At 67.5% G+C, this 12633-nt stretch carries 14 protein-coding genes; 9 read left to right on the top strand and 5 right to left on the bottom strand.

The annotated features are described in order from the left end of the window. The first annotated feature begins 62 nt into the window (after window positions 1-62). A complete protein-coding gene (locus tag HPC46_RS25765; RefSeq protein WP_179475027.1) occupies window positions 63-560 on the top strand; it encodes a DUF1990 domain-containing protein in 498 nt (165 codons plus the stop codon). Between the two features lie 37 nt (window positions 561-597). Next, the gene (locus tag HPC46_RS25770; RefSeq protein ID WP_179475028.1) at window positions 598-1308 is read left to right on the top strand and encodes a GAF and ANTAR domain-containing protein; all 711 of its coding nucleotides are present in this window, start codon (window positions 598-600) and stop codon (window positions 1306-1308) included. 7 nt (window positions 1309-1315) lie between these two features. On the opposite strand, the gene HPC46_RS25775 is transcribed toward HPC46_RS25770, so the two are convergent. Continuing rightward, window positions 1316-2308, bottom strand: coding sequence for a sigma-70 family RNA polymerase sigma factor (locus HPC46_RS25775; protein ID WP_179475029.1), 993 nt, complete (start codon window positions 2306-2308; stop codon window positions 1316-1318). 161 nt (window positions 2309-2469) lie between these two features. On the opposite strand from HPC46_RS25775, the gene HPC46_RS25780 reads away from it, so the two are divergent. Genes HPC46_RS25780 through HPC46_RS25805 form a run of 6 tightly spaced genes read left to right on the top strand, consistent with a single transcriptional unit; the run spans window position 2470 to window position 7045 of the window. Then, a complete protein-coding gene (locus HPC46_RS25780) occupies window positions 2470-3192 on the top strand; it encodes an SDR family NAD(P)-dependent oxidoreductase (protein ID WP_179475030.1) in 723 nt (240 codons plus the stop codon). Window positions 3193-3218: 26 nt separating this feature from the next. Continuing rightward, window positions 3219-3965, top strand: coding sequence for an SDR family NAD(P)-dependent oxidoreductase (locus tag HPC46_RS25785; RefSeq protein WP_179475031.1), 747 nt, complete (start codon window positions 3219-3221; stop codon window positions 3963-3965). 53 nt (window positions 3966-4018) lie between these two features. Further along, the gene (locus HPC46_RS25790) at window positions 4019-4732 is read left to right on the top strand and encodes a glycosyltransferase family 2 protein (protein ID WP_325096771.1); all 714 of its coding nucleotides are present in this window, start codon (window positions 4019-4021) and stop codon (window positions 4730-4732) included. Next, on the top strand, window positions 4729-5658 hold the full coding sequence (locus tag HPC46_RS25795) for an acyl-CoA dehydrogenase family protein (protein ID WP_179475032.1): 930 nt from the start codon (window positions 4729-4731) through the stop codon (window positions 5656-5658). The genes HPC46_RS25790 and HPC46_RS25795 overlap by 4 nt, the downstream gene beginning before the upstream one ends. After that, window positions 5655-6422, top strand: coding sequence for a PIG-L deacetylase family protein (locus HPC46_RS25800; protein WP_179475033.1), 768 nt, complete (start codon window positions 5655-5657; stop codon window positions 6420-6422). Before HPC46_RS25795 ends, HPC46_RS25800 begins: the two co-directional genes overlap by 4 nt. Beyond that, a complete protein-coding gene (locus HPC46_RS25805) occupies window positions 6419-7045 on the top strand; it encodes an SAM-dependent methyltransferase (protein WP_179475034.1) in 627 nt (208 codons plus the stop codon). The genes HPC46_RS25800 and HPC46_RS25805 overlap by 4 nt, the downstream gene beginning before the upstream one ends. A gap of 10 nt (window positions 7046-7055) precedes the next feature. On the opposite strand, the gene HPC46_RS25810 is transcribed toward HPC46_RS25805, so the two are convergent. From HPC46_RS25810 to HPC46_RS25825, 4 genes are all read right to left on the bottom strand, one after another. Further along, window positions 7056-8537 carry a hypothetical protein gene (locus HPC46_RS25810; RefSeq protein WP_179475035.1) on the bottom strand — a complete coding sequence of 494 codons (1482 nt, stop codon included), beginning with the start codon at window positions 8535-8537 and terminating at the stop codon, window positions 7056-7058. Window positions 8538-8628: 91 nt separating this feature from the next. Further along, window positions 8629-9258 (bottom strand): TetR/AcrR family transcriptional regulator, encoded by a 630-nt coding sequence (locus HPC46_RS25815; protein WP_325096772.1) that lies wholly within the window; start codon window positions 9256-9258, stop codon window positions 8629-8631. Beyond that, window positions 9255-10322 carry an NAD(P)H-dependent amine dehydrogenase family protein gene (locus tag HPC46_RS25820; RefSeq protein ID WP_179475037.1) on the bottom strand — a complete coding sequence of 356 codons (1068 nt, stop codon included), beginning with the start codon at window positions 10320-10322 and terminating at the stop codon, window positions 9255-9257. Before HPC46_RS25820 ends, HPC46_RS25815 begins: the two co-directional genes overlap by 4 nt. Continuing rightward, window positions 10319-11185: an SDR family NAD(P)-dependent oxidoreductase gene (locus tag HPC46_RS25825; RefSeq protein WP_179475038.1), complete on the bottom strand. Its 867-nt coding sequence runs from the start codon at window positions 11183-11185 to the stop codon at window positions 10319-10321. The genes HPC46_RS25820 and HPC46_RS25825 overlap by 4 nt, the downstream gene beginning before the upstream one ends. 97 nt (window positions 11186-11282) lie before the next feature. Here HPC46_RS25825 and HPC46_RS25830 point away from each other — a divergent pair, with 97 nt between their 5' ends. After that, on the top strand, window positions 11283-12488 hold the full coding sequence (locus tag HPC46_RS25830; RefSeq protein ID WP_179475044.1) for a thiolase family protein: 1206 nt from the start codon (window positions 11283-11285) through the stop codon (window positions 12486-12488). The last annotated feature ends 145 nt before the right edge of the window (window positions 12489-12633 follow it).

A 12633-nucleotide genomic window follows, 5' to 3' on the forward strand; every position in this document is an offset into this window, starting at 1 on the left:
GCCCCGCCGACGACGATGCAGAGCGAGGCACGAGCGATGAGCGAGATGGCAAGGTGAGACGGGTGAAACTCAGCGACTTGGCCGGTGCCCCGTTGACCTACCCCGAGGTGGGTGCCACGGCGGCGAATCTGCCCGCGGGATATCACCATGTGCGGCTGTCCTCGCGGATCGGCAGCGGGCGGGACCGGTTCGAGCAGGCGGCGAGCTCGGTGATGCGCTACGGGATGCTGCGCGGCGCCGGACTGCGGGTCGCGGCGACCACCGAGGTGGCCGAGGTCGGTACGGACGTGCTGGGCCGGCTGGGGCCGTTCTCGGCGCCCTGCCGGGTGGTCTACGTGGTCGACGAAACCAACCGGCGCGGTTTTGCCTACGGCAGCCTGCCGGGGCACGCGGTTTCCGGTGAGGAGATGTTCGGCGTCCGCTTCGAGCCCGCCGACGAATCCGTGCATGCCGAGGTGGTGGCCTTTTCCAAGCCCGCGACGTGGTGGAGCCAGATCGGCGCACCGGTCGCCTCGCTCGTTCAGCGGGTGATCACCCAGCGCTATCTGTCTGTGGTGTGATGTTGAGCCGTGTCCAGCGGTGGGTATCGCAAAGGGCATGCCGGTCGACGATGGCCTAGACCCCGGGAACGCACCTGCACGGATCGCCGACATCGCCCGGCGGATCTATGCCCGCAGAGGTGACAACAGCGAGGTGATCGCCGAGCTCGTGGAGCATGCCGTCGCGGAGTTACCGGGCACCGATTACGCGAATGTCACTGTGGCGTCGAACGAGTTCGACATCCACACGCCGTCGGCAACGAACGAGTGGGCGCTCCGTATCGACGACATCCAGCGTCGCCATCGCGAGGGTCCGTGCCTGGCGGCAGCCTGGCCTCAGCAGGTCGTTCATGTCGACGATCTGCAACACGAACAGCGCTGGCCGAAATTTCGCGCCGCGGCGCTCGAGAGCACACCGGTGCGCAGCATCATGAGCTTTCAGCTGTTCCTGACCGACAAGTCGATGGGCGCGCTGAATGTATTCGCCGAGCACCCACATGCATTCGACGAACGAACCCGGCAGCTCGGGCTATTGTTCGCCGCCCATTCGGCGCTGGTGTGGGACGCGACCCGACGGGAGGCACAGTTTCAGGAGGCGCTGGCCAGTCGCGACATCATCGGGCAGGCCAAGGGCATGATCATGGAACGCTATTCGATGGACGCCAACCAGGCCTTCGAGATGTTGCGCCAGCTGTCGCACGACACCAATGTCCCGCTGGCCGAGGTAGCCTCCAAGATCGTCGATGCGGCACAGGCGAATCCACGTTGACACCGAATCAGTCACTCAGCGTTCGCGGCAGTCCGAATCGCGGCATCACATCGTTGTCGAATCGGGTCAGCCCGCAGATCCGCTGACCGGCCAGATCGAGGACCAGCAGACCGGCGGCGTGACGAACCGCGTCGACGCCCGTCCTGAGATACAGCCCGAAAGCCGGCTGACCATTGGCACGGGTCGGCACGAGAAGGTATCTGCGGGTTGAGAAAACGTTCGTGTAAAAGCCGGCGACGGCGTCGAGCCCGTGGTACTCCAGCGGGATCGGCGGCATGGACACCCGCACGTCCATGGTCAACAGATCAACCAGGGCCTCGACGTCGCCGGCCTGATATGCGCGAACGAAGTCCGCGATCAGCGCCTGCTCTGATGACGAATTCGGTTCTGGCGGTTCAGAGTCCCGGCTCCGACCGCCTACAGCTTGACGGGCCCGTTTCAGCGCGCTGTTCACTGAGGCGGCTGTGGCGCCCAATATCTCGGCCACCTCGCCGGCGCGGTAGCCGAGCACATCTCGCAGGATGAGCACCGCGCGCTGGCGCGCCGGAAGTAACTGCAGCGCGGTCACAAACGCCAGTGAAATGGCTTCCTGCTGCTCGTATGCGGCTTCCGGCCCCAGGGCGGACGTATCCACGGATTCCAGCAGGTGGTCCGGGATGGGCTCGAGCCACATGATTTCGCCGTAGTGTGTCGGCTCGGGCAGCTCAGTCCCGGTGATGCCGACCTCCGCAGCCTCTCGTCGCTTGCCCGAGCGCAGCGCACTCAGGCACTGATTGGTCGCAATCCGGTAGAGCCAGGTGCGAACCGAAGCCCGCTCCTCGAAGCCGTCCAATGCCCGCCAGGCCGCCAACAAGGTGTTCTGAACCATGTCCTCCGCGTCCTGCAACGAGCCCAGCATCCGATAGCAGTGCACCTCGAGTTCGCGACGATGCGGTTCGGTCAGCACCCGAAACGCGTCGCTGTCGCCGGCCCGGGCCCGTTCGATCAGATTTCCTGCCATGCCATGTCACCGCTTCACCTCGCACGTGTCGCCAGCCCAGCGCGGCGCCCACGTGTATTGACGTTCGGGAGTCGCAAAAGTGATCGCGAAATCGCCGCCCACTTCAGAGCGGAGCCCGCATCTACCTCTTCGACAGGTTTGTTCACTACCGAGGAGGAGCTATGCCCATTGCGGACAAGACGGTGCTCGTGACCGGTTCCAATCGCGGAATCGGTCGGGCACTGGTACATGAAGCCCTGCACAGAGGCGCCAGATGTGTCTACGCCGCCACACGCCGGCCGTTCACCGACCAGGACGACCGGATCCGGTCGGTGACGATGGACGTCACCGACCGGGAGCAGATTCAGCGGGCCGCCGAGGAAGTCGCCTCACTGGACATTCTGATCAACAACGCCGGCGTCGCCGTCTACGACGACTTGTCCGACCGAGCTGTCATCGAACGGCACCTCGCCGTGAACTTCTTCGGAACCTACGACGTCGTCGACGCATTCCTGCCGAAGCTACTCGCATCACGCGGGACCATCGTGAACAACTCGTCGCTGAACGCACTTGCGCCGCTGCCTCTCATCCCGGCCTACTCCATCTCCAAAGCCGCAACCTTCAATCTGACCCAGTCGTTACGGGCGCTGCTCGCCCCGAAAGGCGTACGCGTGCAGGCGGTTTTGACCGGCCCCGTGGACACGGACATGACGCGGGGCTTCGACATCCCCAAGGCCACAGCGGAATTCGTGGCGGGCGCGATCCTCGACGGAATCGAGATCGGGAGCGACGAGATCTTTCCCGACCCCATGTCGCAGTCACTGGCGCAGCAGTGGCGAGTCGGAGCCGCCAAGGCACTCGAAGAGCAGTACGCCGCCCTCGCCGGCTCGCCGGTCGGGCAGTGAAGAAACCACGGACGGAACGGATCAACATGACGCAACTGCCAGAACTCAAGGTGGCGGTGGTGGGAGCCAGCCGCGGGTTGGGGCGTGGCATCGCCACCGCCTTCGCCGAATCAGGTGCCGACGTGGTCGCGCTTGCCCGAACCGGAGCAGCACTGGCCGAGCTGACGAACAGACATCCCAATGTGCGCGGAGCCGCCGCCGACGCCGCCGACGCCGCCGTGGCGCGTCGCGTACTCGTCGAACATGAGCCGCATGCCGTGATCATCGTCGCGGGAGCCACCCCCGTGATGCGCGAGCTGGTGGACCAATCCTCGGAGACGTTCTCGGTCAACTGGGACACTGACGTGAAGATCGCCTTCACCTGGGCACGGGAAATTCTGCGCACGCCGCTGCCGCGGGGAAGCAGGGTCGTCATCGTCAGCAGCGGAGCGGCGCTGAACGGATCCCCGCTCAGCGGAGGCTATGCCGGGTCCAAAGCCACTCAACGATTCATCGCTCAATACGCACAGATGGAATCCGACCGGTCCGATCTGGGCATCACGTTCACGACTGTGCTGCCGCGGATGACACCGGCAGGTGACGTGGGACAAGCGGGCATTCGGGCCTACGCACGCCAGGGCGGACTGACCGAGGAGGCGTTCGTTCAGCAGCTCGAACCGGTGATCACCCCGGAGATCGCGGGCCAGGCGATGATCGACGTGGTGACGGCCGACCCCGCCCGGTCCGCTGCCGGCTACGTGCTGACCGGGGCCGGCCTCACCCCGCTGACCTGAGCCGGTGCAGGCACCAGAAGTGTGAAAACCTCGCGTACCGGCTATCCGCTGGCGTGACTGCTGCTGCTTTCGATCGCGCGGTGATCGTCGTCCCCGCCCACAACGAGAAGTCCGCGCTGCCGGAATGCCTCACGGCCATCTCGGCTGCTGCTGCGCGGGCCGATGTCCCGGTGACCGTTGTCGTGGTGCTGGACAGCTGTGACGACGGCAGCAGCGCACTTGCGGACCGCTGGGGTCCCACAGTGCAGTTCGTGGAGATCGACGCCCACAGCGTCGGTGAGGCGCGGGCCGCCGGATTCTCCTACGCGCGCACCCAGGGCCTGGCCGGGCCGCACACCTGGTATGCCACCACCGACGCGGACAGCCGCGTCGACCCGAACTGGTTGGTGCGGCAACTCACGGCGGCGGCCGACATGGTGCTCGGTGTCGTGCGGATCGCGAACTGGCGGCAGATCCCCGCCGCGGCGGTCCGCCGTTACCGCCGGGCGTATCGCGCCAAGATCCACTCCGACCGCGGCCACGACCACATTCACGGCGCGAACATGGGCTTCGCAGCCGATGCGTATTGGGACGTGGGGGGATTCGAGGCACTGACGAGCGACGAGGACGTCGACCTGGTCCGCCGGTTTGAAGTCGCCGGCTACCGTATCCGTCGCGACACCCGCCTATCGGTGGTGACGTCGGCGCGCCAGATCGGGCGGGCCCCAACGGGATTCGCCGCCCATCTGCGCGGCGTGCTGGCCCGGCCGGAACGCGAGACGGCATGACCCTCGTCCAACGCTGGCTGGACGCCGGTGAGCTGGACCTGCCCCTACCTGGTTCTGGCCAGACTCTGGTGCGCTGGGACAAGCTGGCCAGCCTCTGCGAGATCGACGTGGTCGCGGGCCGGCTCGCGGAGGCGCACACCGATGCGGTTGCCATTCTGGCCGAACTCGGTGGGCCGCCGGTGGTCCCGGGTCGGTTGTGGGGTGTGTGGGCGGCCGAGTCCCCCGACGCGTCCGTCGAGGTCCATGACCGCGGTGACCTCGTCACCCTCAGTGGAACCAAGGCCTGGTGCTCGGGCGCCGGGCTGTGTGCGGACGCGTTGGTGACCGCGCGCACCGTGACGGGCAGCCGCGGCCTGTACGCGGTCGACCTGCACGGCCCAGGTGTTGAGCCGCTTCCGAGTAATTGGCGCAACGCCGGTATGGCCGGTTCGGACACCCGGTCGGTGCGATTCACTGCCGCGCCGGCCATTCCCGTCGGCGGCCCCGACGACTACCTCACCCGGCCTGGCTTTTGGCACGGCGCGGCCGGCGTCGCGGCCTGCTGGCTGGGCGCCGCCCGGGCCGTGGCGGCACCGCTCTACCGCGCAGTGGCCGAAGCGACCGAGCCCGGCAATCCCTATGCCGCAGCGCATCTCGGTGCTCTGGACGCCGCGCTAGCCGCGGCGCAGGCATTGCTTGTCAGCACCGCAGCCCAGGTGGACACCGCTCCGCCCAGCGGCTGCGGCGAGGTCGCGGCTCGCCGGTTGCGCGCCGTGGTCGAAGTGGCTGTCGACGAGGCGATCGGCCGGACCGCGCGGGCGCTGGGCCCCGGCCCGCTGGCTCTCGATGCGGCGCACGCCGGCCGCGTCGCCGATCTGAGCATGTACGTCCGGCAAAGCCACGCCGAGAAGGACTTGGCGGCGTTGGGCGCCCTGGTGGCTCGATGAGCCACGCCGCGCCCGGCAACTGCGCCCGGTTCGCCGCCGCACCGATCGCAGGCGGCGGGACGCCTGTCGAAGAGTGGCATCGGTGGCAGCCCCCGTTTCCGCCGCTCGGACTTGGCCCCTGCCCTGGAATGGTCGTGGTCGCAGCGCATCCCGACGACGAGACGCTGGGCTTCGGCGCGGCGGCGAGCGAGTTGGCTGCCACCGGCATCGACGTACACACAGTCATCGCGAGCGACGGGGGCATGGCATGGCCGGACCTCTCGGGCCCCGAACAGGACCGCCTCACAGAGGCGCGGCGTGCTGAATCCCGTTGTGCAGCAGAAATATTAGGCCTTCCTCGGCCGGCTTTCCTCGGGCTTCCAGATGGCGGTTTGGCCGCACATGAATCCCGGCTGGCTGACATGTTGACCGATATCCTGGCAGACCGCGTCGCGGGAATCTGGTGCGCTGCCCCCTGGCGCGGGGACGGTCACCCCGACCATGAGGCCGTCGGACGCGCCGCAGCAACCGCCACCGGCCGCACCGGTGCGGTGCTGCTGGAATATCCGATTTGGATGTGGCACTGGGCACGCCCGGATGACGTCGACGTTCCCTGGGAGCGTGCGGCGCGCGTCGCGTCGGAGCCCGGTGCGGCTTCTCGCAAGCAGCGGGCCATCCGGGCCTTCCGCAGCCAGCTCCACCCTGACGGTGTCAACCGGGAAGCGATCTTGCCGTCGTTTGTCGTCTCGCGGCTTCGTCAGGTCGGCGAGGTGGTGTTCCGATGAGTCTGCCCGAGAAGTACTTTGATGACCTCTACGCCACGTCGACCGATCCATGGCAACTCGGGTCGCGATGGTACGAACGGCGCAAGTACGCCATCACCATGGCGCTGCTGCCGCAAGAACGCTACCGGCACGCCTTTGAGCCGGGGTGCTCGATCGGTGTGCTCACCGAGCAGCTGAGCGCTCGCTGCAATCACGTGACGGCCACCGACATCGCCGCGGCGGCGCTGGGGCACGCGGATGCCCGGCTTCTGCGGTGCGGCCGCCGCAATGCCGTTACCCTGTTACACCGGTCGTTCGATATGTCATGGCCGGCAGCTGATTTCGACCTGGTGCTGATCTCGGAGATCGCCTACTACTTCGACGCCTCGACGCTGCGAGCGATCCTCGACCGGGAACTACCACGCCTGCGTTCGGAAACCACGGTGCTCGCCGCGCATTGGCGGCATCCGGTCGCGGACTATCCGCTCACGGGTGATGAAGCCAACGCGGTCATCGGCGCCACCGCCGGACTGCACCATCTCGGCGGCTATCGCGACGACGACGTCGTCATCGATGCATTCCGCATCGGGTCCGCGCAGTCCGTGGCGGCGCGCACCGAAGTGCCCGGCGCCTGCCGAGAATGACCCCCGGCGCTCAGCCGAGGTTGAGATTCGGTGCCGGCGGCAACCCGGGAATCCGCGGCGGTGGGGGCAGCCCGGGTATCAACGGCCGTCGGGTGCTGGTCGTCGTGGTGTCCCAGTCGGTGGTCGTCGTCGGCGGGGTGGTCGTCGTGGTCGTCGGCGGCGTCGTCGTTGTGGTCGTCGTCGTGGTGGTCGTGGTGGTCGTGGTCGTGGTGGTGGGCGGTGTTGTCGTCGTCGTTTCCACGGTGACGACCGTGGTTTGGGTGGGCGGAGCCTGCACCTGTTCGGTGACCGTGCTGATCGGCGGGTTGGTCATCGTGACGGTTTCGGTCGGCGCCGCCGGTGGCGGCGCCGCGGGGGGCTCCGCCGAGTTGACCACGGTGGCGGGTACCGGTTTGACCGTCTGTGTACTCGGTGTCTCCGGCGTGCTGGCGCCGGTGAGGGTGTAGGCGAAGCCACCGACGGCAACGGCAGCCACCGCCGCGGCACCGCCGAGCAGCAAGGGCACGCTGCGGGTCAGGCCCGACCCACGTCGTTGCGGCGAGTCGCCGCCGACGATGGCGAGATCGTCGTCGTCGGCCTGGTAATCGTCGTAGCCGCGATAGTCGTAATCGCCATAGGCGTACGACTGACCTTGCGAGACTGGCTCATCGGGGGTCTCTTCGCTGGACCAGGCCAGCGCTGCGGCCATCGTCGCCGACTGCGGCCCGACGTCGGCGATCAGCGGCGCCGGCGCCAATCCGGTTGGGGCATCGGCCGCGAGTTGCCGTGCGGCAGCCAGGCCGGCACCGAGCGCCGCGTCGAGCTGCGGATGCGCCGACACGCTGATCGGCTGCTGCAGATGCTCGGAGACTTGCTGCGCGACAACCGCTATCGCTTCGCCGTCACCGATCGCGGCGACGGCACTGACATTGTCCCGGGAGATCCTGGCCTGGTTCAGTGCGTCGTCGATGAACGACGCGAAGTCAGCCGGTAGCCCCGGACGGTGCACGGTCTCGCCGATCTGGCGGTAGTCGGCGCCGGCATCGGCCAGCGTCACCGAGCTGTCGTCGGCGTCGATCGCGCACACCACGATCACGCCGTGGCGCGGCAGCCCCGGATCATGCTGTAGCGCCCGCAGCGCGGCGATCGCATCGGAGACCAGCAGCGGGGGTGCCGCGGCGCCGGCCAGCGTGGGCAGCGCCCACATGGCGTCACGCAGTGCGTCGCGCCGGCCGGGACCCCAGTGCGCCGGAACGGCAATGCCTGCCACCGCCGCAAGACCGGTTCCCTCGGCGTCGGCCAGTGCGGACAGTGCCAGCGCGAGCAGCTGCTCGGCGCGGTAAGTCACGCCGTCGTCGCCGACCAGCGGCATCGGATCACCGACGCGCTCGACGAAACCGGTCCACACCTGGTCACCGAGCGTCAATTCGGCGGGCCAGATGACCGGCGCGGCTCCGGCGCGAGTGGCAACCAGGCTGGTTGCGCCCACGGAGATACCCAGTGGTTCGGTCATTCAGCCATGATCACCACGGCTCGCGGCGAATGTCACTCAGGCGCGCCGATTCGGCGCATGCCTATGACCTAACTGTGACTTTGCTTGGTGCTCATTGTGTTTGCCCATGTCGATCCAGGTATGAGCAGATCACGTCGACCAGTGCCGTCAGCTCGCGGGTGTTGCGCAGCGGGCCCGCCATGACCAGTTGGGTGATCACCAGACCGCGCATGGTGGCCCAGATCAGGTCGCCGATGGCGGCGGCGTGCGGGCTGTCCAGGCCTTGGGCGATGTCGCCGCTCAAATCGGTGATAGCCCTTTGTAATTCGACGAGATGTCGGGTGGCGCGTTTGTCACGCATGGCCCGGGTCCCGATGAGGATCTCCAGCGAGGCGCGCGAGGTCGGGCTGGAGAACGCCTCCCACGCGGCGCGGACCACCAATTCGACCCGTTTGCGCCGGGTTTGCGCGGGCGACGGCGGTGGCAGGTTGCGTAGCAGTTCGAGCATCTCGGTGAAACCGCGGTCGACCACGGCCATCAGCAGGCCGTCGCGATCGCCGAAGTGGTACTGCACCACCCCCCAGGTGACCCCGGCCCGTTCGGCGATGTGTTTGGCGCTGGCCGCGGCGAACCCCTCCTCGACCACACAGCGCACGGTTTCGTCGAGCACGGCCTCGCGGGTGCGGTCGGCGCGCAATTGGCTCCCGCCGGGAGGCCGTCGTGGGGCGATCTTGGGTGTCACCACATCACCCCGTCCGCGTGCGCGGCAGGCAGGTCCTTGACCGACAGCAGGCCCGGTGGCGCGGCGCACACCGCGTCGATGGCGTTGACGGCGCGCGCCGCGGTGGAGATGACGCCGCCGTCGTTGTGGTCGACACCGTCCAAACCCAGGTGGGTGTTGATCTCCACCCCGGGGTTGCCGTGCACGACCACCCGGTGCACGCCGAGGCGTCCGTCCGGCGGATAGGGCCAGTCCGGCGCGGTGACCGGGGTCAGCCGGTTGACGTGTTCCATGGTGATGACCGGCCGGCCGTCGCGGATACCCTCGACCGCGAAGCGAACCGCGGCCACCTGGCCGGGCGCCACGCTCATCATCGTGCAGTCGATCGGCTCGGGGGTGACCCAGCTTTCGTGCCGCTCGCGCACCTCGTCGAGGGTCACCCCGAGTACCTCGGCCAGTGAGCGGACCTGCCCGCCCCACAGCGAGGACAGTACGCCCGGCGCGAACATGATCGGGGTGTGATCCGGCGCGGTTCCGAAACCGAAACTGACACCGGTGAATTCGGCGTCGTCGTAGCTACCGTAATCGCAGATCTCTGACACGGTGATCGCGGTGGCCCGCCCGGCCAGCGTCAGCGCGGTGTACACCAGGCTGTCACCGGAGTAGCCGGGGTCGACGCCGTTGATGTAGAGCGAGGAGCCGCCCTCGGCGCAGGCGGCGGCCAGCGGTTCCCGGATCCACGCGTCGGCGTGGTGCGGGGCGACCAGCCAGACCATCGAGGTGCCGACGACGTTGGTGCCGGCCCGCAGGAATCGGCAGATCTCCTCGATCGCCTCCCTCGGGCGCATCTCGGCCTGCGAGGTGTAGACGACGCAGTCGGCGCCGAGGGCCACCAGCGCGTCGATGTCGTTGGTGGCGATCACGCCGGTGGGCTCGGAGCGCCCGCACACCTGTGCGGCGTCGCGGCCCACCTTGTCGGCGCCGTGCGCGTGGAGCCCGACGAGCTGTAGGTCGGGTCGCTCGATGATCATCGGCAGCGCGTGCTTGCCGACGTTGCCCGTGGCGAATTGGATGACGCGCTTCACAGCAGATCCGTGATCGTCTTGAGGCCCGCCTCGTACAGCACGCCGGGCATCATGCCGCCGTCGATCTCGATGGTGGTGCCGTTGATGAAATCGGCTGTCCCACCGCACAAGAACACCACTGCCCGGCCGACTTCGGCAGGTTCCCCGGCGCGGTGCATGGGTACGGCATGAAAGTACCGCTCCCCCGTCGGGTCGTCTTTGGGCAACACGAACGATTTGAAGTTGTCGGTCATCGTCGGCCCCAGCGCCAGGCAGTTCACCCGCACCTTCGGTCCCCATTCCTCGGCCAGTGACCGGGTCAGATGGTTCAGGCCGGACTTGGCCGCGCCGTACGACACCAGCGTCGGCGATCCGGCGGGATGTCCTGCGCCACTGGAGATGTTGACGATCGAGCCGGTACCGTCCTGTTCGCGCATCTGCCGGTACGCCCGGATGGCGAACCACATCGGGCTGATCAGATTCATCTGAATGGCGAAGGCGTGGAACAACACTGTGCGTTCGTAGTCGTCGGCGGCCGCCGGTGCGCCCTGGATCCGCGACACGAGCTCCGGGATGTCCTCGACGTGCGGTGCGGGTACCGTGCCGCCGGCGTTGTTCACCAGGATGTCGATGCGGCCGTAGTCGGCCACCACGGCGTCGACGAACGCGTCGATGGCCCGGTAGTCGCCCTGATCGCAGACCCGTTGCGACGAGCGGGCCAACCACTCCGGGTTGTCGGCCGCTCCCGGGATCGCGTCCAACGGTCCTCGCGAGCAGCCGATGACGGTGGCCCCGGCACGCAGCAGTTCGTGTGCGATACCGAGTCCCACGCCGCGGCTGGTGCCGGTGACGACGGCGACCTTGCCGTCCAGCGGTAGTGCCACTGTGAGCTACCTCTCCCTACGGCCAGATTTTCATTAAGCGCTCAATATGATTACATGCTCAATGTTCTTGGGCAATGATTCGACGAAGGGCAGCGGAATGGGTCTGCGCGGAGAGGCCGCGATCGTCGGCTACACCGAACTCCCCTCGACCAAGCGACCGACGGGGCCGCTCGAGTTCACCCTCGAGCAGTGGGCACGGCTGGCCGCGGCCACCCTGGCCGACGCGGGCCTCTCAGCCGCCGATGTGGACGGCATCTGCACCACGCATCTGCAGGAGTCGCAGATCTTCGTGCCCTCGACGGTCATCGAATATCTGGGCATCAAAGCCAATTTCGCCGAAATGGTCGACCTCGGCGGGGCCAGCGCGGTGGCGATGGTGTGGCGCGCCGCCGCGGCCATCGAACTGGGGCTGTGCAACGCCGTGCTATGTGTGATCCCCGCGACGCCGATGACGCCGGTCAGCGCGCAGAAGCCGCTGGATGTCAGTGAGCTGATGTACTTCGGCGCCTCGAGCAATCGATATGGCTCCCCACAGGCCGAATTCGAGATTCCCTACGGCAATCTCGGGCAGAACGGGCCCTACGGCCAGGTGGCGACGCTGTACGGCGCCACGTACGGGTACGACGAGCGCGCCATGGCCAAGATCAGCGTCGACCAGCGGGTCAACGCGAATCACACACCGGGAGCGATCTTCAAGGACACACCGATCACCGTCGACGACGTGATCAACAGCCCCGTGATCGCCGCGCCGCTGCACATGCTGGAGATCGTCATGCCGGTGATGGGCGGTGCGGCCGTCCTGGTGACCAACGGCGAGCTGGCCCGGCGCAGCACCAATCGGCCGGTGTGGGTCAAGGGATTCGGCGAGCGGGTGCCCTACAAGACGCCCACCTATGCCCACGAGCTGTTGCAGACACCGATGATCAAGGCTGCGGCGTCGGCGTTTTCGATGGCCGGGCTGACCCCGGCCGAGATGGACATGGTGTCGATTTACGACTGCTACACCATCACCGTGCTGCTCAGCCTCGAAGACGCGGGCTTCTGCGAGAAGGGCAAGGGCCTGCAGTTCGTCACCGAGCACGACCTGACCTTCCGCGGCGACTTCCCGATGAATACCGCGGGCGGGCAACTCGGTTACGGGCAGGCCGGGACCGCGGGCGGGATGCACCACATCTGCGATGCCACCCGCCAGATCATGGGCCGTTCGGGGGCTACCCAAATAGCCGACTGCAATCGCGCGTTCGTCTCGGGCAACGGCGGCATCTTGAGCGAACAGACCACCCTCGTTCTGGAAGGCGACTAGTCATGGGCGATTTCACCAGGTCAAGTCCAGGGGCGTGGTGTACGACGTCGTCGTGTGATTCTTCGATGTGATGGTTCAGGCGGTCAGTGCCGCGGGGGTGGCCTCCTGTTCGGTCGGTGAGCTCTGATCGGCTCGGGATTTGCTG

Origin of the sequence: Mycolicibacterium vinylchloridicum, from assembly GCF_013404075.1 — a bacterium.
Lineage (GTDB): Bacteria > Actinomycetota > Actinomycetes > Mycobacteriales > Mycobacteriaceae > Mycobacterium > Mycobacterium vinylchloridicum.

What these genes read in the sequence shown, in the direction of transcription:
- HPC46_RS25770 (WP_179475028.1), top strand. Translation starts at nt 598, where the DNA reads ATGCCGGTCGACGATGGCCTAGACCCCGGGAACGCACCTGCACGGATC.
- HPC46_RS25775 (WP_179475029.1), bottom strand. Translation starts at nt 2,308, where the DNA reads ATGGCAGGAAATCTGATCGAACGGGCCCGGGCCGGCGACAGCGACGCG.
- HPC46_RS25780 (WP_179475030.1), top strand. Translation starts at nt 2,470, where the DNA reads ATGCCCATTGCGGACAAGACGGTGCTCGTGACCGGTTCCAATCGCGGA.
- HPC46_RS25785 (WP_179475031.1), top strand. Translation starts at nt 3,219, where the DNA reads ATGACGCAACTGCCAGAACTCAAGGTGGCGGTGGTGGGAGCCAGCCGC.
- HPC46_RS25795 (WP_179475032.1), top strand. Translation starts at nt 4,729, where the DNA reads ATGACCCTCGTCCAACGCTGGCTGGACGCCGGTGAGCTGGACCTGCCC.
- HPC46_RS25800 (WP_179475033.1), top strand. Translation starts at nt 5,655, where the DNA reads ATGAGCCACGCCGCGCCCGGCAACTGCGCCCGGTTCGCCGCCGCACCG.
- HPC46_RS25805 (WP_179475034.1), top strand. Translation starts at nt 6,419, where the DNA reads ATGAGTCTGCCCGAGAAGTACTTTGATGACCTCTACGCCACGTCGACC.
- HPC46_RS25810 (WP_179475035.1), bottom strand. Translation starts at nt 8,537, where the DNA reads ATGACCGAACCACTGGGTATCTCCGTGGGCGCAACCAGCCTGGTTGCC.
- HPC46_RS25830 (WP_179475044.1), top strand. Translation starts at nt 11,283, where the DNA reads ATGGGTCTGCGCGGAGAGGCCGCGATCGTCGGCTACACCGAACTCCCC.